Source organism: Acidovorax sp. Root219 (assembly GCF_001428665.1).
Lineage (GTDB): Bacteria > Pseudomonadota > Gammaproteobacteria > Burkholderiales > Burkholderiaceae_C > Acidovorax.
On sequence record NZ_LMIJ01000019.1, the window covers coordinates 97,002 to 117,944 of the forward strand.

Sequence of the window (20,943 nt, forward strand, 5' to 3'; positions counted from 1 at the left end):
CAACCCATCCAGAAAAGAAGAGACCCTGCCATGAAACTCTGCGGCTTTGATGTCGGCCTCACACACCGCTTCTTCCTCATCGCGGGCCCCTGCGTGATCGAGTCCGAGCAACTGCAGATGGACGTGGCCGGGCAGCTCAAGGAGATCACGGGCGCCCTGGGCATTCCGTTCATCTTCAAGAGCAGCTTCGACAAGGCCAACCGGTCTTCGGGCACCAGCTTTCGCGGCCCGGGCCGCGACAAGGGCCTGGAAATCCTGGCCAAGATCCGCAAGGACCTGGGCGTGCCGGTGCTCACCGACGTGCACACCGAGGACGACATCACCGAGGCAGCCAAGGTGGTCGACGTGCTGCAGACGCCGGCCTTCCTGTGCCGCCAGACCGACTTCATCCGTGCCGTGGCGCAGTCGGGCAAGCCGGTGAACATCAAGAAGGGCCAGTTCCTTGCGCCGCACGACATGAAGAACGTGATCGACAAGGCCCGCGCTGCCGCCAAGGACGCCGGCCTGCCCGAGGACAGCTTCATGGCCTGCGAGCGAGGCGCGAGCTTTGGCTACAACAACCTGGTGTCGGACATGCGCAGCCTGTCCATCATGCGCGAGACCAACGCCCCGGTGGTGTTCGACGCCACGCATTCGGTGCAGCTGCCCGGCGGCAACGGCACCAGCAGCGGCGGCCAGCGCGAGATGGTGCCGGTGCTGGCACGCGCGGCCGTGGCCGTGGGCGTTGCCGGCCTGTTCATGGAAACCCACCCGGACCCGGCCAACGCCCTGTCCGACGGGCCCAACGCCGTGCCGCTCAAGCACATGAAGGCGCTGCTGGAGACGCTGGTGGCGCTGGACGGCATCACCAAGAAGAACGGTTTTCTCGAAAACAACTTTGGAGCCTGAGACATGAGCAGTGGTTACGTCATCGCATCGGTCACCGTCACCAACCCCACACAGTACGAGGAGTACCGCAAGTGGAGCACCATCGCCATGCAGGCCCATGGCGCCGAAGTCTGCGTGCGCGGTGGCAAGGTCGAAGTGCTGGAAGGCGACTGGAACCCCGGCCGCACCGTGATCCTCAAGTTTCCGAGCTTCGAAGCGGCCCGCGCTTTCTATGACACGCCCGAATACCAGAAAGCCAAGGCGGCGCGCGAAGGCGCCGCCATCATGCGCATGGTCTGCGTAGAAGGCGTATAGCCACCGCAGGCCGCAATACGTACCCGGTACGTACCGCATCTGCCCCGAACACTATCAAATCGGTAGCATAGAATCGCGACCGACGCGCGGCGGCGCCAGGCACCGCAGGTGGTTTGCCCCTCCTCCCTGCCCGTCCGGATGAATTTCAAAAACCCTCAAGGAAGATCATGAGTGCCATTGTTGACATCGTAGGCCGCGAAGTGCTGGACAGCCGCGGCAACCCCACCGTCGAATGCGACGTGCTGCTGGAGTCGGGCGTGATGGGCCGTGCGGCCGTGCCTTCGGGCGCCTCCACCGGCAGCCGCGAAGCCATCGAGCTGCGCGACGGCGACAAGAGCCGCTACCTCGGCAAGGGCGTGCTCAAGGCGGTCGAGCACATCAACACCGAGATCTCCGAAGCCGTACTGGGCCTGGATGCCTCCGAGCAGGCCTTCCTGGACAAGACGCTGATCGACCTGGATGGCACCGACAACAAGGGCCGCCTGGGCGCCAACGCCATGCTGGCGGTCTCGATGGCCGTGGCCCGTGCAGCCGCCGAAGAATCCGGCCTGCCGCTGTACCGCTACCTGGGCGGCATGGGCAGCATGCAGCTGCCCGTGCCCATGATGAACGTGATCAATGGCGGCGCACACGCCAACAACAGCCTGGACCTGCAGGAGTTCATGATCATCCCCGTCGGCGCACCCACCTTCCGCGAAGCCCTGCGCTGGGGCGCCGAGGTGTTCCACGCACTGAAGAAGATACTGCACGACAAGGGTATCAGCACCGCCGTGGGCGACGAAGGCGGCTTTGCCCCCAGCGTCGAAAACCATGAAGCGGCCATCGTGCTGATCCTGCAGGCCATCGAAGCCGCCGGCTACACGGCGGGCGAGCAGATCGCCCTGGGCCTCGATTGCGCGGCCAGCGAGTTCTACAAGGACGGCCACTACGTGCTCGAAGGCGAAGGTGGCCTGAAGCTCACGGCCACACAATGGACCGACATGCTGGCATCGTGGTGCGACAAGTACCCCATCATCAGCATCGAAGACGGCATGCACGAAGGCGACTGGGATGGCTGGAAGATCCTGACCGATCGCCTGGGCAAGAACGTGCAGCTGGTGGGCGACGACCTGTTCGTCACCAACACCAAGATCCTCAAGGAAGGCATCGACAAGAAGATCGCCAACTCGATCCTGATCAAGATCAACCAGATCGGCACGCTGACCGAGACCTTCGCCGCTATCGAGATGGCCAAGCGCGCCGGCTACACCGCCGTGATCTCGCACCGCTCGGGCGAAACCGAAGACAGCACCATCGCCGACATCGCCGTGGGCACCAACGCCGGCCAGATCAAGACCGGCTCGCTGTCGCGCTCGGACCGTATCGCCAAGTACAACCAGCTGCTGCGCATCGAGGAAGACCTGGGCGACATCGCCCACTACCCCGGCCGCGCTGCGTTCTACAACCTGCGCTGACCCCTGCCCGCATGCCGGCCCGGCCGCCTGCCCTGTTGCGCGCCGCCCGCCCCCCACGGGGCGGCGCGGTGGCCATGGTGCGTGGCTGGTAAGCTGAAGCGCCATGGTCAACCGCCTTGTTCCCGTTGTGCTGCTGGCCCTGCTGGCAGCCGTGCACGCCCAGCTGTGGCTGGGGCGCGGCAGCCTGCCGCGCGTGAACGAGATGCAGCGCCAGATCGACGTGCAAAAGGCCGCCAACGCACAGGCGCAGCAGGCCAACGAGCGCCTGACCTCCGAGGTGCATGACCTCAAGGAGGGCCTGGACATGGTCGAGGAAAAGGCGCGCAGCGAGCTGGGCATGGTGCGGCCCAACGAAATCTACGTGCAGTTCACGCCGCGCTGAGCGGCGTAGGCTCTCCCTTTCACAGACCGATTCCGTGCCTTTGAAGATCGTGCTGCTGGGCGCGCCCGGCACCGGCGCACAGGATCTGGCCGACGCCCTGGCGGCGCACCTGGCCGCCACGCCCTCCTCCACACCCGTTACGCTGGTCGTGCTGGCGGACTTCTCCGCCCTGGACCAGACCGCCTCCATGGCACTGCTGATGGGCCTGGACCTGCCCTGCCCGCCAGACCAGCAGCCCGCCCAGCAGGCGGCCGACGCGCAGCTGCGCGCGGCGCTCGATGCGGCGGGCGTTGCCTACCGGGTGGTGTATGGAACAGGGCCGGCCCGTCTGGCCAGCGCCTTGCGCGCACTAGGCGCCGTGCTGGGCATGCCTGAAAGCGATGCCGTGCAGGCCAACGAATCCCGCGCGGCCCGTCTGCGCGCCTATGGGTGCGAAAAATGCAGCGATCCGGTGTGTGAGCACCGGCTGTTCACTGCGCTGACCCGGCCTCCTGCGCCAGGCTGCGCTTGAGCTCCTTGAGCAGCAACACCACCTGGCTGGAGCCGTGGCGGTAGCCGCCATTGAGCACCTGCACCACGCGCGGCCATTCGCCCTGCTGCGCCAGCTCGACAATGGTGGCGGCCTGTTCGTGGAAATACTCGTGGCGCGCCACCAGCAGGGTGAAGGCCGGGCGGTCGCCCAGCAGTTCGGCACCCACACCGTGCAGCCAGCGGCCCAGGGCGTCCTGGTCGGTGCGGCGCACCATGGCCGGGTCCAGCCCCTTGGAGGAGCGGCCTTCGAGGTAGTCCATCAGCCGCTCTTTCCAGCGCTCGTGGGCGTTGATGGCGGCGTCCAGGTCGAGCACGGCCAGCACCGTGTCGGCACGCCGGGAGTCCTGCGCGAGCGAGCTTTCGTAAAGCGCCAGTGGCGGCACTCCCCTGTGGCGGGAACCCATGCCCATGACGCGACTCAGAAACCCCATGACAGCCCTTTGTAACAGGCCTTGATGGTAGACCCGCCGCGCTGCACGTGCCGGCCGCGATTGTCAACGATGGTCAGATGGCCAGCCCGGTGCGGCGGCCACCGCCCCTATTGCATGCCCGTGGGCGCTGGCGGCTGGATGATGGCCGGCTCCACGAAGATCTGCGCCGCATCCACCGCATCGAAGCGGTACTGCTGGCCGCAGAACTCGCAGCCCACCTCGATCTCGCCGCGCTCGGCCAGGATGCTCTCGGCCTCCTCTGCGCCCAGGTTGCGCAGCATGGCGCTCACGCGTTCGCGGCTGCAGGTGCACGCAAAGCGCGGGCCCGTCTCGCCCTGCTGGGGCTCGAAGCGCACCAGCTTCTCCTCCCAGAACAGGCGGCGCAGAATGGTGTCCACGTCCAGGCTCAGCAGTTCCTCGCGGGTCAGGCTGGCGGCCAGGTGGGCGATGCGGTTGTAGTCTTCGTTGTGGCCGATCTGGTCTTCGTTCTCGCGGTGCGACAGACCGGAGGCCAGATTGCCCTCGCCCTTGATGGGCATGCGCTGGATCAAGAGACCCGCCGCCACCTTGTCGTTGGCGCCCAGCACCAGCACGGTGTCGAGCTGCTCGGACTGCAGCATGTAGTGCTGCAGCACGTCCGACAGGCGGTCGAGCTTTTCGTGGTGGTCGCCGTGCAGCGGCACCACGCCCTGGTAGGGCTGCTGGCCGGGGTGGCGGTTCTTGGGGTCGAGCGTGATGGCGCAGCGCCCGCCGCCGCCCACGTTCACCATCTGGCTCAGGCGGGCGTCGGCCGGCACCTCGCCGGTGACGGTGGCGGTGGCGCGCAGGGAGAGGTCGGACTGCACCTCGGCCACGGCCAGCTTCACCGGCCCGTCGCCGAACACCTGCAGGACCAGCGCGCCATTGAACTTGATGTTCGACTGCATCAGCACGCCCGCCGCCGCCATCTCACCGAGCAGTTCGGTGACCGGGGCGGCGTAGGCGCCCGTGGCCGAGTTGCCGGCACGCCGGGCCAGGATGTCGGTCCAGGCGTCAGTCAGGCGCACGAGCATGCCGCGCACAGGCAGGCCATCGAAGAGGAATTTGTGAAGTTCAGACACTAAGCAGGGTTCCAGGTAAATACAAGGATCGGTGGAGAGGTGCTCCCATGCGGATTGGCATTCAATCGGATAACCAGGCGGGGAGCCGCAGACAGTGCTGTAGCACGGCAAGGGTCCTCAACGACGTTATACGGTTGAAGGCCAATCCGCATCAGCCGATCCGGTGCAGACCGCTGTGAAAGCGGCGCGCATTGTCGATGTAGTGTTGCGCGCTCTGGCGCAAGCCCTCGATCTGCTCGGGGCTCAGTTCGCGGACCGCCTTCGCGGGGCTGCCGATGATCATGGAGCCATCGGGAAACTCCTTGCCCTCGGTCACCAGGGCACCGGCGCCCACCAGGCAGTGCTTGCCGATCTTGGCGCCATTGAGCACGATGGCCCCGATGCCGATCAGCGATTCGTCGCCGATGGTGCAGCCGTGCAGCATGACCTGGTGGCCCACCGTCACGCGCTCGCCCACCACCAGCGGCTTGCCGATGTCGGCGTGCAGCACGCTGGCATCCTGGATGTTGGAGCCGGCGCCGATGGTGATGCTTTCCGTGTCGCCACGCACCACGGTGCCGAACCAGACGCTCGCGTCCTCGCCCAGCACCACGTTGCCCATGACCTGGGCGCTGTCGGCCACCCAGGCCGAAGCGGCCACCTGGGGAATCGCACCATCGAGTTCGTAAATCGCCATACCGCAGACTCCAGACAGAAAGAAAATATTGCCCGCATCGGGGCCTGCCAATGGTTACAAAGCGTTTGCGGCGTTGCAGATGGCAGGGCCTAGAATTGTAAGGATGGAGCTACGCCAACGTGCACTGCAGGTCTTGTGCCTTACAGACCCCGAACAAAAAGCGGCGCAGTCGCTGAGCCTGCACGCGCAGGCCGCTCAGCTTTCAATAGCAGACAAAGCCCCTGAAGGCCCTGCGGACCCTGGCGCACTGCCCGGTCGCCCGGAGCGCCCGGTGTTGCTGCGGCACACCGAGTTGGCCCGCCGCTCCCCCGCCACGCCCGAAGGCCGGGCCATTTTGCTGCACGCCATCGCCCACATCGAGTTCAACGCCATCAACCTGGCGCTCGACGCCGTCTGGCGCTTCGATGGCATGCCAGGCGCCTACTACCTGGACTGGCTGCGCGTGGCGGCCGAGGAGGCCACCCACTTCAACCTGCTGCGCGAACACCTGCGCACGCACGGCCATGACTATGGCGACTTCCCGGCCCACCAGGGCCAGTGGACCATGTGCGAGAAGACGCAGGACGATGTCCTGGCGCGCATGGCTCTGGTACCGCGCACGATGGAGGCGCGCGGCCTGGATGCCACCCCGCAGATCCAGCGCAAGCTGCGCCAGGTTGGCTCGCCCGATGCGCTGGCCGCCGTGGACATCCTCGAGATCATCCTGCGCGACGAGGTGGGCCATGTCGCCATCGGCAACCACTGGTACCGCTGGCTGTGCACGCGCCAGGGGCTGGAGCCCGAGGCGCACTACGGCGTGCTGGCGCGCCAATATGAAGCGCCGCGCCTGAAGCCGCCGTTCAACGATGCCGCCCGCCGTGCCGCCGGGTTCACCGACACCGAGCTCCTGTGGCTCCAGCAGGGCTGAGCAGGCTGCTCGGACACCCGAACTTCCCTACAATGCCTCGCGTCCCCCCTCCCTTCATGCACAGCCAACGCATCCACGATCCATGTCCACCCACCCTGCCCATGGAACCACCTACCCTGCCCGGCCTGCCCCGGGCCAGTCTTCCGTGGCAATGATCGCGCGCCAGGCCATCGTCAATGGCCAGCAGATCGTGGTCGGCTACGAGCTGTTCAACCGCTCGCGCACCGAAGCGGCCCACACGGCGGCCAGCGATGTGATCCTGATCTTCAATGCCCTCTCGCATGCGGGCACCGAAGAGCTCGTGGGCAAGAAGCTGATCTTCGTGAACTGCACGCACGAAAGCCTCTCGGGCGGCCACCTGGAGCTGCTGGACCCGGACAAGGTGGTGCTGGAGATACCTCCCCTGGGCCACGCCGCAACCGATGAGGTGGCTGCGCGCCTGCCCATCCTCAGCGGCCTGCGCGAACGCGGCTTTCACCTGGCGTTCAACCATACGGTGCTGCAATCGACCTATGCCCCCTGGCTGCCGCTGGCCGACTACATCAAGCTCGACCTGTCGGTGCTGGCGGTCGACCAGCTGGCGGTGCTGATCAGCTATGCCGGGCGCCACTCCCAGGCCGAACTGATCGCCGAGAAGGTGGAAACCGCCCAGCAGTACGACACGGTCTCCACCCAGGGCGTGCAGCTGTTCCAGGGCTACTGGTTCGCCCGCCCGGCACTGGTCGAGGCGAAACTGCTCACGCCGGCCCAAAGCAGCATCATCCAGCTGATCAACCTGGTGCGCCAACAGGCCAGCACCGACGAGATCGAAGAGGTGCTCAAGAAGGATGCGGGCCTGGCCTTCAACCTCATGCGCCTGATCAATTCGGCCGGGTTCGGCATGAACCGCGAGATAACCTCCTTCCGCCAGGCGGTGATGCTGATGGGCCTGAAAAAGCTCTTCCGCTGGGCAGCCCTGCTGCTCACGGCCTCGCGCACCAGCGGCGCGCCCTCGTCCGTGGGCCAGACCGCCGTGGTGCGCGGGCGCCTGATGGAACTGCTGGCGCTGGAGACCCTGCCCCCCGACGAGGCCGACCAGGCCTTCGTCGTGGGCATCTTCTCCCTGCTGGACGTGATGCTCTCCATCCCCATGGAATCGGCCATCGGCCTGCTCAACGTGCCCGAGGCATCCGCTGCGGCCCTGCTGCGCCGCGAGGGCTTCCTCGGTGACCTGCTGAACCTGGCCGAGGCCTGCGAATCCAGCGACGACGCCGTTTTCGACCGCGCCGCCGGCACCTTGCACCTGTCCAGCCAGCAGATCAACCTGGCCCACCTGCAGGCCCTGGCCTGGGCCGACCAATTGACCGAGGATTGACCCTGCGGTCGAGAGACGTGCAAGATGCATACAGAAGGATTACTGCAGCGGGTCTAGAATCCGATCCAGTAGCCCTCTCTGTCTATCCCTATCCAAGCGCCCATGTCGACCACCCCTGAACAAGCCGCCTCCGAAGTCGATCCGACCCAGGAGAACGTCGAAGACAGCAATCTGGCCATCATTGCGCGCCAGCCCATCGTGGACCAGCACCGCGCCGTGTATGGCTACGAGCTGTTCGACCGCTCCACCGCCACCGCCTCGCACACCGCCGCCAGCGATGCCGCCCTGCTGTTCAACGCCCTGTCGTACGCAGGCACCGAGGCCCTGGTGGGCAAGAAGACCGTCTTCATCAACTGCACGCACGACAGCCTGGCGGGCGGCCATCTGGAGCTGATCCACCCCGAAAAGGTGGTGCTCGAAGTGCCCCCGCTGCCCGACAGTGCCACCCAGGAAGAGATCGACGGCCGCGTTCCCGTGCTCGAGTCGCTGCGCGCCCGTGGCTTTCGCCTGGCGTTCAACCAGCATGCCCTGCGCCGGGCCTATGCCAGCTGGATGCCGCTGGCGGCCTACATCAAGCTGGACATGCAGGCCTTCAAGCCCGAGTTGGCAGGCCCGCTGGTCAAGTTTGCCGGCAACTACGCCAAGGCCACGCTGGTGGCTGAAAAGGTGGAGACGCCCGAGCAGTTCAAGATGATGCTCGACCTGGGCGTGAAGCTGTTCCAGGGTTTCTGGTTCGCCAAGCCCTCGCTGGTCAAGGCCACCACCATCCGGCCTTCGCAGGCCACCATCATCCAGCTGATCAACCTGGTGCGCAAACAGGCCAGCACCTCCGAGATCGAGGACCTGCTCAAGAAGGACCCCACGCTGTCCTTCAACCTGCTGCGCTTCATCAACTCCTCGGGCTTCGGCCTGTCGTGCGAGATCACCTCGTTCCGGCACGCGGTGATGATCCTCGGCCTGAAAAAGCTGTTCCGCTGGGCGGCGCTGCTCATGACTACCTCGCGCGCCGACGGCTCGCCGCCGGCCGTGGGCCAGACCGCCGTGGTGCGCGGCCGCCTGATGGAGCTGCTGGCCACCGAACTGCTGCCGCCCGAAGAGTGCGACAACGCCTTCGTGGTGGGCGTGTTCTCGCTGCTGGACACCATGCTCAACGTGCCGATTGAGAAGGCCCTGGAATCCGTGGCACTGCCCCAGGCCGTGACCGACGCGCTGCTGCACAACACCGGTGTGTTCGCCCCGTTCCTGGAGCTCACCAAGGCCTGCGAAAGCGGCGACGAAGTGGTGTTTGCCCGCACGGCCGAAGCCCTGCACCTGTCGAACCGCCAGGTCAACTGGGCCCACCTGCAGGCCCTGACCTGGGCCGAAAGCCTCAACGCAGACTGATCGCGCACCGACCGCACCATGCGACAAAGGGGAGCCAGTGGCTCCCCTTTTGCATTCTTCGGGAGCTTACTGCCCCTTGATGCCCGCCGCGCGGATGATGCGCAGGTTGGCCTCGGACTCTGCGGCAATGCGCTTGCCGAAGTCGGCCGCCGTGCCGCCCAGGGGCACGTTGTCGGAGGCGTCGAGCTTGGCGCGCACCTCGGGCAGGGCCAGCACCTTGTTGATCTCGGCATTGAGCCGGGCCACCACGGCTGCGGGCATGCCCGCCGGTGCGAACACCCCGAACAGCGAGGACAGGTTGGCCGCGCCCTGGCCCAGCTCTGCCAGGGTGGGCACGTCGGGCAGGGTGTCGAGCCGGTCAGGCGCGCCCACGGCCAGGGCCTTGAGCTTGCCGCTCTTGATGTGCTGCAGCACGGCCGGCCCGGCGTTGGTGGACAGGATCTCGAACTGCCCGCTGAGCGCGTCGTTCATCTGCTGGCCGCCGCCCTTGTAGGGGATATGCGTCATCTGCACGCCGCTGGTGTGCATGACCTGCTCCAGCATGATGTGGCCCAGCGACGCCTGGCCCGAGGTGGCCCAGCGGATGGCGCCCGGTTTGGCCTTGGCCTGCGCCAGCAGGTCGCGAAAATCGCGCGCGCTGCTGGCCGGCGTGCCCAGCAGCAGCACGGGCGAGTACATCACGGTGGCCACCGGCACGATGTCCTTGGCCGGATCGAAGGGCGATGCGCCCAGGTGTGGATTCAGCGCCAGAGGGCTGATGGCCGCAAAGCCCAGGGTGTGCCCGTCCGTCGCCTTGGCCACGGCATCCAGGCCGATGCTGCCGCTGGCCCCGGCCTTGTTCTCGATCACCACCGGCTGGCCCAGCGGGCCTGCCAGCTTGTCGGCCAGCAGCCGCGCCACCACATCGCTCACGCCCCCGGCCGGGTAGGCCACCACGATGCGCACCGGCCGCGTGGGCCAGGTCGGCGCCTGGGCGTGCGCCAAGGCAGGCGCCAGCAGCAGCGCGGCACTGCTGGCCAACCCTCCCAGCGCAGCGCGCCGGCTGGAGTTCACGCTATGGTTGTCGGATTCCATGTTCAGTCCTTTTTTTGGATTCAATATCTCGGGGGATTGTGGCCCGATCAGCCACGCGGATGGTGCTGCGCATGCAGCGCCTTGAGCCGCTCGCGCGCCACATGGGTGTAGATGGTGGTGGTGGAAATATCGGCATGCCCGAGCAGCAACTGCACCACGCGCAGGTCGGCACCGTGGTTGAGCAGGTGGGTGGCAAAGGCATGGCGCAGCGTGTGCGGCGACAGCGGCGTGGTGATGCCGGCCACGGCCGCCCATTTCTTCACGATGATCCAGAACATCACGCGCGTCATGCCGGCACCGCGATGGGTCACGAACAGGTCGTCCGTCTGCTGGCCCGCGAGGATGGCGCCGCGCGCCTCGGCCAGGTAGCGGTCGAGCCACTGGCGCGCCTCTTCGCCAAAAGGCACCAGGCGCTCCTTGCTGCCCTTGCCCATGACGCGCAGCACGCCTTCATTGAGCCCGAGCTGGAAGGTCTTGAGCGTGACCAGCTCGGTCACGCGCAGGCCGCTGGCGTACATCAGCTCCAGCATGGTGCGGTCGCGCAGGCCCAGGGGGTTGCCCAGATCGGGCGCGGTGAGCAGGGCCTCCACCTGCGCCTGCGACAGGGTCTTGGGCACGCGCAGAGGCTGGCGCGCCGCCTGCAAGCGCACGGTGGGGTCGGCGCTGATGCGCCGCTCGCGCAGCGCCCAGTGGAAGTAGCGCCTGAGCACTGTCAGGCGCCGGTTGGCCGAGGTGGCGCGGGTCTCTTCATGCCGTGCCGCGAAGTAGCCCTGCAGGTGCTGCTCGGCCGTGCCGTCCAGGGCCAGCCCGGGATGGTGCTCGGCCAGCCACTGCGCATACAGCGTGAGGTCGCGCCGGTAGGCGGCCAGGGTGTTGCGCGAGAGGCCGTCCTCCAGCCACAGGGCGTCCACAAAGGTATCGATCGCGTTCAGGCTGGCGGTGAGCATGCCAAAACCATAGCACGTAAAAAAGCCGCCCGTGGGCGGCTTGGGTACAGCGTGGGCGCGCCTGGTTTATTCCAGCGTCAGCTTCTGCTTGACCACCACGTCCTTGTAGACCGCGAATTCGGCCTTGATCTGCTCGGCAAACTGCTCGGGCGTGTTGCCGATCACGATGGAGCCGGTCTCCTCGATGCGCTTCTTCACGGCCGGATCTTCCAGCGCCTTGCGCACGGCGGCGTTGACCTTGTCGACCACTTCCTTGGGCAGGCCCTTGGGACCGACGATGCCGTAGTAGGCCATGCGGTTCACGGGCTCCAGCCCCAGTTCCTTGAACGTGGGCACGTTTGGCAGGGCGGCGACACGCTGGGGCGCCGCGACGACGATGGGCACCAGGCGGTTGTCCTTGATGAAGGGCAAGGCCGAGGGCAGGTTGTCGAAGATCATCGGGACCTGGCCGGCCACCGTGTCGTTCAGCGCCGGGCCCGCACCCCGGTAGGGGATGTGCGTCACGAAGGTGTTCGACAGGCTCTTGTACAGCTCCATCTGCAGGTGGCCGATGCCGCCCGTGCCCGACGACGAGTACGAGTACTTGCCCGGCGACTTCTTGAGCTCGGCCACGAAGGCCTTGTAGTCCTTGGCCGGAAAGCTCGGGTTCACCGCAATGATGTTGGGCGTGGCCGCGATATTGGTGATGGGCGTGAAGTCCGTGATCGGGTTGTACGGCGTCTTGGGGTTGATGGCCGGGTTGGCCGCCGTGGTGGACACAGTGGCGATGCCCAGGGTGTAGCCATCAGGCGCCGAGCGGGCGGTTTCGCTGGCACCCACGATGCCGCCGCCACCGGCCTTGTTCTCCACGATCACGCTCTGGCCCAGGGCACGGCCCAGCGGGTCGGCGATCACGCGCGCAATGATGTCGGTGGTGCCACCGGGGGCAAAGGGCACCTGCAGCTTGATGACCTTGTTGGGGTATCCCTGGGCGGCGGCAGATCCTGCGGCAGCCACCAGCGTCAGCGCGAGCCATTGACGACGATGCATTGATTTCTCCTTCATGAGGGGGTAACAGACAGCGATGATGGTATGCGCAATGGCAACCACCGCGCCTTATGGATTTCACATAGGTGCTTACCCGTGGACGGTGCGGCGTCTCGGGTATTCTCGGAGTGTGAATTACGCCCAGCTCCTGCTCCCCGATTTCTCCTTGATCCTGTGCGGTTATCTGGTGTGCCGCTTCACCGCATTGAACCGCGCCGTTTGGCAGCCGGTCGAGAGCCTGGTGTACTACCTGCTGTTCCCGGTGCTGCTCTTCCAGTCCATCGTCAAGAGCCCGGTGGACATCGGCGCCGCATCCGGACTGATCGCCGCCGGCATGCTCACCGGCATCGCCGGCATTGCGCTGGCCTACAGCATGCCGCACTGGCCCTGGCTGGGCAAGCGCCTGGACCTGCGCGACCACGCGGCCAGTGCGCAGATCGCGTTCCGCTTCAACTCCTTCATCGGCCTGGCGATTGCCGAGCGGCTGGCCGGCGCACAGGGCCTGCTCATGATCGCCGTGCTGATCGGCGTGTGCGTGCCGCTGTTCAACGTGGCCGCCGTGTGGCCCATGGCACGGCAGGGCGAGCACGGCTTCGTGCGCGAGCTGGCGCGCAACCCGCTGATCGTGGCCACGCTCTCGGGCCTGGTGGCCAACCTGCTCGGGTTCCAGATCCCCGCCTGGATCGAGCCCACCGTCACGCGCATCAGCGCCGCCTCGCTGGCCCTGGGCCTGATGGCGGCGGGTGCGGGCATGCAGTTCGGGCTGCTCACGCGCGGCAAGGCGCTGAGCATCTCGGTGCTGGCCATCCGCCACCTGGTGCTGCCCGTGATCGCCTTCGGCCTGGCGCACCTGTTCGCGCTCAACCCGGTACAGACCACCGTGCTGCTGGCCTTCTCGGCCCTGCCCACGGCCAGCACCTGCTACGTGCTGGCCGCGCGCATGGGCTACAACGGCCCTTACGTGGCCGGGCTGGTGACGCTGTCCACCCTGCTCGGGGTGGTGAGCCTGCCATTTGCGCTGGGTGTCCTGCGGTGAATGCCCTCCACGCCCTGGCACGCAGACGCGTGCTGGCGGCCGGCCTGCTGGCGGCCGGCATCGCACCGCTGGCCGCTTGTGGACGCAAACCAAGCCGTGGGCAGGCCGTCCCGTCCGGGGCCACCGTGCTCGCGCTGGGTGACTCGCTAACCTCTGGCGTGGGCGCTTCTGCCGACACGGCCTACCCCGCCGTGCTGCAGCGCCTGACGGGGTGGAAGGTCATCAACGGTGGCATCTCGGGCGACACCTCGGCCCAGGCCCTGCAAAGGCTGCCGGAGCTTCTGCAAAAGCACCAGCCCGCGCTGGTGATCGTCAGCATCGGGGGCAACGACTTCCTGCGCCGTCAGAGCGCCAGCGCCACGCGCGCCAACGTGTACAAGATCTGCGAGCAGGCCCGCGCCGCCGGTGCGCAGGTATTGCTGGTAGCCGTGCCCGAATTCACGGTCATGGCCACCCTGGGCCAACTGAGCGACCATGCGATGTACGAGGAGATCGCCAGTGAACTGAAGATCCCCCTGCACCGCAAGGGATGGTCGGGTGTGCTGGCCGACGCCAAGCTGCGCTCGGACCAGATCCACGCCAATGCGGCCGGGTACGAACTGTTCACCCAGGGGCTGGTGGACAGGTTGAGGGAAACCGGCCTGCTCGCAAGATAGCCAGGAGCGTGCCTGCGCTCCAGCAGATCCTGCATCCAGGGCGGACTTGCACGCCCGCAAGAGCCCGGGCCAGCCGGTCAGTAACCGCGTGCGGTGTCTACCTGGTTGAACAGCGCAGCGCCCGCACGCAGTTGCGCAATATTGCGCGCCACCTGGCCCACGACCACGTCGTAGGTGGCCATGGTGGCCATGTGGGGCGTGACCACCACGCCGGGCGCCGACCACAGAGGGTGGTCCTGCGGCAGGGGTTCCTGCTCGAAGACATCCAGCACCGCACCGCGCAGTTGCCCGCTCTCCAGCGCCGCCAGCAACTCGCCCTCCACCAGGTGCTCGCCCCGACCGCAGTGGATGAGTGCAGCGCCGCGGGGCAGCGCGTCAAAGGTGCGGCGGCCCAGGATGCCGCGCGTCTGCTCGGTCAGCGGCAGCAGACACACCAGCACATCGGTCTGCGCGAGGAAAGCGTCGTACTGCTCCTCGCCGCTGAACACGGTGATGCCCGGCACCTTGCGCGGTGTGCGCGCCCAGCCACTCACGGTGTAGCCCAGGACGGGCAGGCGCGCGGCGATCAGGCCACCGAGCTCACCCAGGCCCATGAGGCCGATGCGGCAGGTGGATGCCGGCGTCTGCAGCGGGCGCTTCCATTCGCGGATGCGCTGGCTGGCCAGCGCCGCATCGAGCTTGCGGTGGAAGTACAGCACGCCCCAGAGCACGAACTGCAGCATGCCTTCGGCCAGCATGGGGTCGACCACGCGGCACACCGGCAGGCCGCGCAGGTCCTGCCCTGCCACGACGTTGTCCACGCCGGCGGCAATGCTGTGCACGAGCTTCAGGTTGGGCATTTGCGCGTAGAGGCCAGGCGGGGCCTGCCAGCAGACGGCGACTTCGGCCTGCAGGGCGCGCGGGTCGGGCCAGGTGCAGACGTCGAGCGTGGGGTCGGCAGCCTGCAGCATGGGGCGAAGGAAATCCAGATTGGCGGTACGGCTCAGAAGGGCGACGGAGGTCATGGAGAAAAGGCAATGGGGTGCTGTGCCAGCGAGTAGCGCGCCAGCGGGGTGGTAGGGTTCGGCGGGGCACCGGCGACCCATGGGGCGATGCAGGTTTTGTGCCCGCAGACACCTGTCGGCAGTATGCCGCGTGCAGGCGGCAACCGCAGAGCGCCCGCTCACCCCCCCTGCGCGAGCCCCCACGCCACATGCTCGCGCACCAGCGCACTCTCATGCCCCGCGCGCGATTGCAGCGCGCTGCGCAGGCCGTCGTCGCCGGGATCGGCGCGCAGCGCGTTCCCCAGCGACACGGCCACGTTGCGCAGCCAGCGCTCATGGCCGATGCGGCGGATGGGCCCGCCCTCGGTCATGCGCAGAAAGGTGGCCTCGTCCCAGGCGAACAGGTGCACCAGCTGCTGGCCCGACAGGCCGCTGCGCTCGTCGAAATCGGGCAGGCGGCTCACCTGCGCGAACTTGTTCCAGGGGCAGGCCAGCTGGCAATCGTCGCAGCCGTAGATGCGGTTGCCCATGGCCGCGCGGAACTCCACGGGGATGGGGCCGCCGTGCTCGATGGTCAGGTAGGAGATGCAGCGGCGCGCGTCGATGCGGTGCGGCGCGATGATGGCCTGCGTGGGGCAGATGGCGATGCACGCGCTGCAGCTGCCGCAGTGCGCGGTGACGGGTGCGCTCTCGGGCAACTGCATGTCCACGTAGATTTCGCCCAGGAAGAACATCGAGCCCGCCTCGCGGTTGAGCACCAGCGTGTGCTTGCCGCGCCAGCCCTGGCCGCTGCGCGCAGCGAGCTCGGCCTCGAGCACGGGTGCCGAGTCGGTGAACACACGGTGGCCGAACGGGCCCACGGCCTCGGCGATGCGGTCGCTGAGCTTTTGCAGCCGCGCGCGCAGCACCTTGTGGTAGTCGCGGCCCCGGGCATAGACCGAGACAATGCCCTCACCCGGGCGCGCCAGGCGCGACAGCTCCATCGCCTGCCAGTCGTCCATGGACTTGCCGCGCGGCAGATAATCCATGCGTGCCGTGATCACGCTCACGGTGCCGGGCACCAGCTCTGCCGGGCGGGCGCGGCGGGTGCCGTGGGAGGCCATGTAATGCATCTCGCCATGGAACCCCTGGGCCAGCCACTGCATCAACCCTGCTTCGGCGGCAGACAAATCCACCCCCGCCACGCCGATTTGGGAAAATCCCAGCTCGCGGGCCCACTCCTGCATTTGAGGAACGAGTTGACTGTTGCACCACATACCGGCCCGATTGTAGAAAGCCCCGCGCTCCCGGCCGCGCAGGAAAGCCCTCGCACGCAAAGCCCTCGCATCTGGCACTGGCACGGCGAGGACGACACCGCCGCCTTCGCGCAGGCACTGGCCGCCCAGCAACCCTTGCTGGCCAACGCCTTCCTCACCCTGCACGGCGACCTGGGCGCGGGCAAGACCACGCTGGTGCGCCACCTGCTGCGTGCTTTGGGGGTGCAAGGCCGCATCAAGAGCCCCACCTACGCCGTGGTGGAGCCGCACGAGGCCCCGGGCCTGGCCCCGCACGCCACCACGGTCTGGCACTTCGACTTCTACCGCTTCGACGACCCGCGCGAGTGGGAGGACGCCGGATTCAGGGACATTTTTGCCAACCCGGGCCTCAAGGTGGCAGAATGGCCGGAAAAGGCTGCAGCGCTGACCCCGCCTGCCGACCTTGCTATACACATTGAAGCAATTGACGACACCGAAAGGCAAGTCACCGTGCATGCACACACCGCCGCCGGCCACCGGCTGCTGCAAGGACTCTGAACGAATGAAGCTGCCCGCCCGCCCGGCGCCCCGCCAGCCGTCTCGCCGCACCCTGCTGCAGACGGGCAGCCTGGTACTTTTGCTGGGCACACAGCAGATCGCGCGCGGCGCCACCATCCTGGCAGTGCGCGTCTGGCCCGCCCCCGAGTACACGCGCGTGACCATCGAATCCGATGGCAAGCTGGTGGCCAAACAGTTCTTCGTGACCACGCCGCCGCGCCTGGCTGTGGATATCGAGGGCATCGACCTGAGCCCCGAGCTGCGCGAGCTGGTGGCCAAGGTCAAGCCCGACGACCCGAACATCGCTGGTATCCGCGTAGGCCAGAACGCGCCCAACGTGGTGCGCCTGGTGGTGGACCTGAAACAGCCCGCCATGCCCCAGGTGTTCACCCTGCCCCCGGTGGCCGCCTACCAGCACCGCCTGGTGTTCGACCTGTACCCTGCCGAGCCCGTGGACCCGCTGGAGGCCCTGATCGCCGAGCGCCTGCGCGATACCACGGGTGGCCGTGCAGCGCCCCCCGTGGCCGCCGCTGCCGTGCGCCCCCCTGCCGCCGCACTTGCGACGGCCCCGGCCCCGCAGGCCGACCCCCTGGGAGACCTGATCGCCCAGCACGCCAACCGCCCCGGCCCGGCCCCCGCCCCGCCGCCAGCTGCGGCGGAGCCGCCTGCGCCTGTGGTGGCAGCCGCCCCGCCGGCCAAAGGCGGCGGCAACCGCGCCACGTCCACGCAGACCGACCGCATCATCATCGTGGCACTGGACCCCGGGCACGGCGGCGAGGACCCCGGCGCCATCGGGCCCGGTGGCACGCGCGAGAAGGACGTGGTGCTGCGCGTGGCCCACCTGCTGCGCGACCGCATCAACGCCACCACCGTGGGCGGCAACCCCATGCGCGCCTTCCTCACGCGCGACGGCGACTTCTTCGTGCCCCTGGGCACGCGCGTGGAAAAGGCCCGCCGCGTGCAGGCCGACCTGTTCGTGAGCATCCACGCCGACGCCTTCACCACGCCGGCGGCACGCGGCGCCAGCGTGTTCGCGCTGAGCCAGAGCGGCGCATCGAGCACGGCCGCGCGCTGGCTGGCCAACAAGGAGAACCAGGCCGACCTGGTGGGCGGCCTGAACGTGCAGAGCCAGGACCGCCATGTGCAGCGCATGCTGCTGGACATGAGCACCACGGCGCAAATCAACGACAGCCTGAAACTCGGCAGCGTGCTGCTGGGCGAGATCGGCAACATGGCCAAGCTGCACAAGCCGCGCGTGGAACAGGCCGGCTTTGCCGTGCTCAAGGCGCCCGACATCCCCAGCGTGCTGGTGGAAACCGCCTTCATCAGCAACCCCGAGGAAGAGGCCAAGCTGCGCAGCAGCGCCTACCAAGTGCAACTGGCCGACGCGCTGATGCGCGGCATCACCCGCTACTTCGCCAAGAACCCGCCGCTGGCGCGCAGCCGCTCGGTGTAGTCGATTGCCCTCTTCAGCAGTGCGTGGCTTGCCTCATGCAGCCTTCGCAGGCACAGTGGGAGCCACGGCCCCACGACAACGGTGAAGGAGAAGAACCATGGCACTGCCCCACGCACAATCCGGAGAAGTGGCCAGCGTGCGCCCCCTGGGCGCGCAACTGGCCAGCGCCACCACCTCGGCCATCCTCAAGGCCGGCCAGCTGGAGGTGATGCGCGTGGTGCTGCCCGCAGGCAAGGCCATGCGCGAGCACCAGACCCAGGGCGAGGCCACCGTGCAGTGCCTGGAAGGCGCCGTGGAGTTCCACGCCGGCGATTCGGTGCAGCTGCTGCAGCCTGGCGACTTCGTGCACCTGGCACCGCGCTCGCCACATGCACTCAAGGCGGTCAAGGACTCGTCGGTGCTGCTGACGATCTGCCTGCTGCCGGGCTGAGTTCAGGAAAGCCGGAAGACACTCACGATCTCGGCCAGGCGCGCCGCCTGGTGCTTGAGGCTGTCGGCTGCGGCAGCGCTCTGCTCGACCAGCGCGGCGTTCTGCTGCGTGACCTGGTCGAGCTGGGTCACGGCCTCGCCGACCTGGCCGATGCCGATGGTCTGCTCGCCCGTGGCGCTGGAGATCTCGGCGATCAGGTCGCTCACGCGCTGCACCTGGGCCACGATGTCTTCCATGCTGGCGCCGGCGTCGGCCACCAGGCGGGTGCCGTTGTCCACACGCTCGGCACTGGCGCCGATCAGGGACTTGATCTCCTTGGCGGCTTCGGCGCTGCGGCCGGCCAGGCTGCGCACTTCGCTGGCCACCACGGCAAACCCCCTGCCCTGCTCGCCCGCACGGGCCGCTTCCACCGCCGCATTGAGCGCCAGGATGTTGGTCTGGAAGGCGATACCGTCGATGACGCTGATGATGTCGGTGATCTTCTTGGAGGCCACCGAAATGTCCTGCATGGTGGCCACCACCTGGCCCACCACTTCGCCGCCCTTGACTGCCGCCTGCGATGCCGTGCCCGCCAGCGTGGCGGCCTTGCGCGCCGTATCGGCATTGTTCTTCACGGTGCTGGTGATCTCCTCCATCGAGGCCGCCGTTTCTTCCAGGTTGCTGGCCTGTTCCTCGGTGCGCTGGCTCAGGTCGGCGTTGCCCATGGCGATCTCGCTGGAGCCGGTGGCAATGGAGTCGCTGCTCTGGCGCACGGCACCCACGATGCGCACCAGCGACGTCTGCATGTGCTGCATGGCCTGCATCATCTCGGCCACCTCGCCACGGCCCTGCACGGCGATGTGCTGCGACAGATCGCCCTCGCCGATGTTGCGCGCCACTGCGACCACCCCGTTCAACGAAGCGCGGATGCGCCGCACCACCACCCAGGACAGCAGCATCAGCAGCGCGAGACCCACCACGCCAGCCACCAGCACCGTGGTGCGGTAGGAGCGGATCAGGCCGGAAGCCTCGGCGGCCTGGTCGGCCGAACGCTGGACCTGGTAGGCCACCATCTTGTCGGCCACCGCGTTGTACTGGTTGACCACCGGGACAAAGGTGGACAGGGCAAACGACTTGGCAGCCGCCATGTCGCCCCCCTTCTTGATCGCCAGGGCCTTGTCACGCGTTTCCAGGTAAGGCTTGCGCACCGTGGCCAGTTCTTCCTGAATGCGCAGGCCCTCGGGGCTGGACTCCAGTTCGGTGTAGCGCTTTTGCACCTGCGAGGTGTCGGCCGTGGTGGCTGCGATCTGGTCCTTGAAGAAGTTCTGCAGATCGTCGCCATCGGATTGCACGACCGAGAACACCCGCGTGGAATTGACTGCAATGTTGCTGCGCCAGCGCAGCGCCAGTTGCAGGCGCTCCACCTGCTCACTGGCCAGGTGGTCCACCGTGGCACCCAGGTGCTGCACACGCACCAGGCTGAGCGCCAGCACAACGATGAGCACGGCCGCCGCCAGGGCCACGACCAGGCTGATCTGCTGGGCCACCGTGAGTTGCCCTCCCCAGGTGCTGTTGCTGCGGGGTGATGGAAGTGCGGGGTTGCCCATGGTGTGTCTCCTTGCTTGTTATGGCCGCGTTGGCGGCAGCAGTCTTCTGCTGGAATGAGCGCAGCATAACCCTCCCCCGGCACCACCTGGCCATCGAAAAGTGCCTCGCGTGCACAATTTTTGGGGACACGGCGCCCGGACAGGGTCCTACAGCCGCTGCCCCCGGGTACCTACACCGCAAAAACGCCTGGCGCGTGACAGTAGAGGCACAGGTCGAACACCGAAAGCCCACGGGTTTTTGAACTTCAAGGCCTGACTCCACCCACCGCAAAGGAATCCCGCCATGACCAATACCCTTCGAACCCTTCTCGTCGCCGCTTCCGCCACCGCCGCCCTGGCCATGGGCGGTTGCGCCTCCAACCCCACCAACGCACAGGTCGGCACCGGGGTTGGTGCCGTGGTCGGCGGTGCAGCCGGCAACGCCATCTTCGGTGGCCCCGTGGGCACCATCGGCGGTGCCGCCGCCGGCGCCTTGGTGGGCCACGAAATCGGTGAAGACCGCGACCAACGCCACTACTATCGCCGTTGATCTGGAGGGCTGAACCACAGCCCCCGA

At 67.4% G+C, this 20,943-nt stretch carries 23 protein-coding genes; 14 read left to right on the forward strand and 9 right to left on the reverse strand.

All coding sequences use genetic code 11. The features are described from left to right. The first annotated feature begins 30 nt into the window (after nucleotides 1-30). The 5 genes from kdsA to ASE28_RS19900 all read left to right on the forward strand — a co-directional run bounded on the left by kdsA (nucleotide 31) and on the right by ASE28_RS19900 (nucleotide 3,529). Entirely contained in the window at nucleotides 31-888 is an 858-nt protein-coding gene (gene kdsA / locus ASE28_RS19880) for a 3-deoxy-8-phosphooctulonate synthase (protein ID WP_057202249.1), read from the forward strand. A 3-nt stretch (nucleotides 889-891) separates the two neighbouring features. After that, on the forward strand, nucleotides 892-1,182 hold the full coding sequence (locus ASE28_RS19885; RefSeq protein ID WP_007859228.1) for a DUF1330 domain-containing protein: 291 nt from the start codon (nucleotides 892-894) through the stop codon (nucleotides 1,180-1,182). 167 nt (nucleotides 1,183-1,349) lie between these two features. After that, on the forward strand, nucleotides 1,350-2,636 hold the full coding sequence (eno, locus tag ASE28_RS19890) for a phosphopyruvate hydratase (protein WP_057268171.1): 1,287 nt from the start codon (nucleotides 1,350-1,352) through the stop codon (nucleotides 2,634-2,636). A gap of 103 nt (nucleotides 2,637-2,739) precedes the next feature. Beyond that, nucleotides 2,740-3,018: a septum formation initiator family protein gene (locus ASE28_RS19895; protein WP_057202245.1), complete on the forward strand. Its 279-nt coding sequence runs from the start codon at nucleotides 2,740-2,742 to the stop codon at nucleotides 3,016-3,018. 34 nt (nucleotides 3,019-3,052) lie between these two features. Further along, nucleotides 3,053-3,529, forward strand: a complete 477-nt coding sequence (locus ASE28_RS19900; RefSeq protein WP_157422058.1) for a hypothetical protein — start codon at nucleotides 3,053-3,055, stop codon at nucleotides 3,527-3,529. Here the strand turns inward: ASE28_RS19900 and ASE28_RS19905 are convergent. The 3 genes from ASE28_RS19905 to ASE28_RS19915 form a co-directional block, all read right to left on the reverse strand. Continuing rightward, nucleotides 3,489-3,959, reverse strand: a complete 471-nt coding sequence (locus ASE28_RS19905; protein ID WP_235516174.1) for a CZB domain-containing protein — start codon at nucleotides 3,957-3,959, stop codon at nucleotides 3,489-3,491. The genes ASE28_RS19900 and ASE28_RS19905 overlap by 41 nt on opposite strands. A 128-nt stretch (nucleotides 3,960-4,087) precedes the next feature. Next, nucleotides 4,088-5,080, reverse strand: a complete 993-nt coding sequence (locus ASE28_RS19910; RefSeq protein WP_057268174.1) for an Hsp33 family molecular chaperone HslO — start codon at nucleotides 5,078-5,080, stop codon at nucleotides 4,088-4,090. Nucleotides 5,081-5,231: 151 nt separating this feature from the next. After that, the gene (locus ASE28_RS19915) at nucleotides 5,232-5,756 is read right to left on the reverse strand and encodes a gamma carbonic anhydrase family protein (RefSeq protein ID WP_057268175.1); all 525 of its coding nucleotides are present in this window, start codon (nucleotides 5,754-5,756) and stop codon (nucleotides 5,232-5,234) included. 103 nt (nucleotides 5,757-5,859) lie between these two features. Between ASE28_RS19915 and ASE28_RS19920 the strand changes: the two genes are divergently transcribed. The 3 genes from ASE28_RS19920 to ASE28_RS19930 all read left to right on the forward strand — a co-directional run bounded on the left by ASE28_RS19920 (nucleotide 5,860) and on the right by ASE28_RS19930 (nucleotide 9,400). Continuing rightward, nucleotides 5,860-6,663 carry a ferritin-like domain-containing protein gene (locus ASE28_RS19920; protein WP_057268176.1) on the forward strand — a complete coding sequence of 268 codons (804 nt, stop codon included), beginning with the start codon at nucleotides 5,860-5,862 and terminating at the stop codon, nucleotides 6,661-6,663. Nucleotides 6,664-6,745: 82 nt separating this feature from the next. Continuing rightward, on the forward strand, nucleotides 6,746-8,017 hold the full coding sequence (locus tag ASE28_RS19925) for an EAL and HDOD domain-containing protein (protein ID WP_057268177.1): 1,272 nt from the start codon (nucleotides 6,746-6,748) through the stop codon (nucleotides 8,015-8,017). Between the two features lie 102 nt (nucleotides 8,018-8,119). Continuing rightward, entirely contained in the window at nucleotides 8,120-9,400 is a 1,281-nt protein-coding gene (locus tag ASE28_RS19930; protein WP_057202232.1) for an EAL and HDOD domain-containing protein, read from the forward strand. A 66-nt stretch (nucleotides 9,401-9,466) separates the two neighbouring features. On the opposite strand, the gene ASE28_RS19935 is transcribed toward ASE28_RS19930, so the two are convergent. The 3 genes from ASE28_RS19935 to ASE28_RS19945 all read right to left on the reverse strand — a co-directional run bounded on the left by ASE28_RS19935 (nucleotide 9,467) and on the right by ASE28_RS19945 (nucleotide 12,450). Beyond that, on the reverse strand, nucleotides 9,467-10,474 hold the full coding sequence (locus ASE28_RS19935) for a tripartite tricarboxylate transporter substrate binding protein (RefSeq protein ID WP_057268178.1): 1,008 nt from the start codon (nucleotides 10,472-10,474) through the stop codon (nucleotides 9,467-9,469). A 47-nt stretch (nucleotides 10,475-10,521) separates the two neighbouring features. Continuing rightward, a complete protein-coding gene (gene xerD, locus ASE28_RS19940; protein ID WP_057202230.1) occupies nucleotides 10,522-11,421 on the reverse strand; it encodes a site-specific tyrosine recombinase XerD in 900 nt (299 codons plus the stop codon). A gap of 66 nt (nucleotides 11,422-11,487) precedes the next feature. Next, on the reverse strand, nucleotides 11,488-12,450 hold the full coding sequence (locus ASE28_RS19945; RefSeq protein ID WP_057202228.1) for a tripartite tricarboxylate transporter substrate binding protein BugE: 963 nt from the start codon (nucleotides 12,448-12,450) through the stop codon (nucleotides 11,488-11,490). Nucleotides 12,451-12,577: 127 nt separating this feature from the next. Here ASE28_RS19945 and ASE28_RS19950 point away from each other — a divergent pair, with 127 nt between their 5' ends. Together ASE28_RS19950 and ASE28_RS19955 are read left to right on the forward strand one after the other, a co-directional pair. Then, nucleotides 12,578-13,483, forward strand: a complete 906-nt coding sequence (locus tag ASE28_RS19950; RefSeq protein ID WP_057268179.1) for an AEC family transporter — start codon at nucleotides 12,578-12,580, stop codon at nucleotides 13,481-13,483. Continuing rightward, nucleotides 13,480-14,139 carry a GDSL-type esterase/lipase family protein gene (locus ASE28_RS19955; RefSeq protein WP_235516175.1) on the forward strand — a complete coding sequence of 220 codons (660 nt, stop codon included), beginning with the start codon at nucleotides 13,480-13,482 and terminating at the stop codon, nucleotides 14,137-14,139. The genes ASE28_RS19950 and ASE28_RS19955 overlap by 4 nt, the downstream gene beginning before the upstream one ends. A 77-nt stretch (nucleotides 14,140-14,216) precedes the next feature. Here the strand turns inward: ASE28_RS19955 and ASE28_RS19960 are convergent, their stop codons facing one another. Together ASE28_RS19960 and queG are read right to left on the reverse strand one after the other, a co-directional pair. Next, the gene (locus ASE28_RS19960) at nucleotides 14,217-15,143 is read right to left on the reverse strand and encodes a glyoxylate/hydroxypyruvate reductase A (RefSeq protein ID WP_057268180.1); all 927 of its coding nucleotides are present in this window, start codon (nucleotides 15,141-15,143) and stop codon (nucleotides 14,217-14,219) included. A gap of 158 nt (nucleotides 15,144-15,301) precedes the next feature. Continuing rightward, nucleotides 15,302-16,348, reverse strand: coding sequence for a tRNA epoxyqueuosine(34) reductase QueG (gene queG / locus ASE28_RS19965; RefSeq protein WP_200963975.1), 1,047 nt, complete (start codon nucleotides 16,346-16,348; stop codon nucleotides 15,302-15,304). A 12-nt stretch (nucleotides 16,349-16,360) separates the two neighbouring features. Between queG and tsaE the strand changes: the two genes are divergently transcribed. The 3 genes from tsaE to ASE28_RS19980 all read left to right on the forward strand — a co-directional run bounded on the left by tsaE (nucleotide 16,361) and on the right by ASE28_RS19980 (nucleotide 18,801). Further along, entirely contained in the window at nucleotides 16,361-16,915 is a 555-nt protein-coding gene (gene tsaE, locus ASE28_RS19970; protein ID WP_057268202.1) for a tRNA (adenosine(37)-N6)-threonylcarbamoyltransferase complex ATPase subunit type 1 TsaE, read from the forward strand. Between the two features lie 4 nt (nucleotides 16,916-16,919). Continuing rightward, a complete protein-coding gene (locus tag ASE28_RS19975) occupies nucleotides 16,920-18,371 on the forward strand; it encodes an N-acetylmuramoyl-L-alanine amidase (protein ID WP_057268182.1) in 1,452 nt (483 codons plus the stop codon). Nucleotides 18,372-18,468: 97 nt separating this feature from the next. Then, nucleotides 18,469-18,801 carry a cupin domain-containing protein gene (locus ASE28_RS19980; RefSeq protein WP_057268183.1) on the forward strand — a complete coding sequence of 111 codons (333 nt, stop codon included), beginning with the start codon at nucleotides 18,469-18,471 and terminating at the stop codon, nucleotides 18,799-18,801. 2 nt (nucleotides 18,802-18,803) lie between these two features. On the opposite strand, the gene ASE28_RS19985 is transcribed toward ASE28_RS19980, so the two are convergent. Further along, nucleotides 18,804-20,387: a methyl-accepting chemotaxis protein gene (locus ASE28_RS19985; RefSeq protein ID WP_057268184.1), complete on the reverse strand. Its 1,584-nt coding sequence runs from the start codon at nucleotides 20,385-20,387 to the stop codon at nucleotides 18,804-18,806. Between the two features lie 283 nt (nucleotides 20,388-20,670). On the opposite strand from ASE28_RS19985, the gene ASE28_RS19990 reads away from it, so the two are divergent. Further along, nucleotides 20,671-20,916 carry a glycine zipper 2TM domain-containing protein gene (locus ASE28_RS19990; protein ID WP_057202209.1) on the forward strand — a complete coding sequence of 82 codons (246 nt, stop codon included), beginning with the start codon at nucleotides 20,671-20,673 and terminating at the stop codon, nucleotides 20,914-20,916. Nucleotides 20,917-20,943: the final 27 nt, after the last annotated feature.

What these genes read in the sequence shown, in the direction of transcription:
- kdsA (WP_057202249.1), top strand. Translation starts at nt 31, where the DNA reads ATGAAACTCTGCGGCTTTGATGTCGGCCTCACACACCGCTTCTTCCTC.
- ASE28_RS19885 (WP_007859228.1), top strand. Translation starts at nt 892, where the DNA reads ATGAGCAGTGGTTACGTCATCGCATCGGTCACCGTCACCAACCCCACA.
- eno (WP_057268171.1), top strand. Translation starts at nt 1,350, where the DNA reads ATGAGTGCCATTGTTGACATCGTAGGCCGCGAAGTGCTGGACAGCCGC.
- ASE28_RS19895 (WP_057202245.1), top strand. Translation starts at nt 2,740, where the DNA reads ATGGTCAACCGCCTTGTTCCCGTTGTGCTGCTGGCCCTGCTGGCAGCC.
- ASE28_RS19905 (WP_235516174.1), bottom strand. Translation starts at nt 3,959, where the DNA reads ATGGGCATGGGTTCCCGCCACAGGGGAGTGCCGCCACTGGCGCTTTAC.
- ASE28_RS19915 (WP_057268175.1), bottom strand. Translation starts at nt 5,756, where the DNA reads ATGGCGATTTACGAACTCGATGGTGCGATTCCCCAGGTGGCCGCTTCG.
- ASE28_RS19920 (WP_057268176.1), top strand. Translation starts at nt 5,860, where the DNA reads ATGGAGCTACGCCAACGTGCACTGCAGGTCTTGTGCCTTACAGACCCC.
- ASE28_RS19925 (WP_057268177.1), top strand. Translation starts at nt 6,746, where the DNA reads ATGTCCACCCACCCTGCCCATGGAACCACCTACCCTGCCCGGCCTGCC.
- ASE28_RS19930 (WP_057202232.1), top strand. Translation starts at nt 8,120, where the DNA reads ATGTCGACCACCCCTGAACAAGCCGCCTCCGAAGTCGATCCGACCCAG.
- ASE28_RS19935 (WP_057268178.1), bottom strand. Translation starts at nt 10,474, where the DNA reads ATGGAATCCGACAACCATAGCGTGAACTCCAGCCGGCGCGCTGCGCTG.
- xerD (WP_057202230.1), bottom strand. Translation starts at nt 11,421, where the DNA reads ATGCTCACCGCCAGCCTGAACGCGATCGATACCTTTGTGGACGCCCTG.
- ASE28_RS19945 (WP_057202228.1), bottom strand. Translation starts at nt 12,450, where the DNA reads ATGCATCGTCGTCAATGGCTCGCGCTGACGCTGGTGGCTGCCGCAGGA.
- ASE28_RS19960 (WP_057268180.1), bottom strand. Translation starts at nt 15,143, where the DNA reads ATGACCTCCGTCGCCCTTCTGAGCCGTACCGCCAATCTGGATTTCCTT.
- queG (WP_200963975.1), bottom strand. Translation starts at nt 16,348, where the DNA reads ATGCAGGAGTGGGCCCGCGAGCTGGGATTTTCCCAAATCGGCGTGGCG.
- ASE28_RS19975 (WP_057268182.1), top strand. Translation starts at nt 16,920, where the DNA reads ATGAAGCTGCCCGCCCGCCCGGCGCCCCGCCAGCCGTCTCGCCGCACC.
- ASE28_RS19980 (WP_057268183.1), top strand. Translation starts at nt 18,469, where the DNA reads ATGGCACTGCCCCACGCACAATCCGGAGAAGTGGCCAGCGTGCGCCCC.
- ASE28_RS19985 (WP_057268184.1), bottom strand. Translation starts at nt 20,387, where the DNA reads ATGGGCAACCCCGCACTTCCATCACCCCGCAGCAACAGCACCTGGGGA.
- ASE28_RS19990 (WP_057202209.1), top strand. Translation starts at nt 20,671, where the DNA reads ATGACCAATACCCTTCGAACCCTTCTCGTCGCCGCTTCCGCCACCGCC.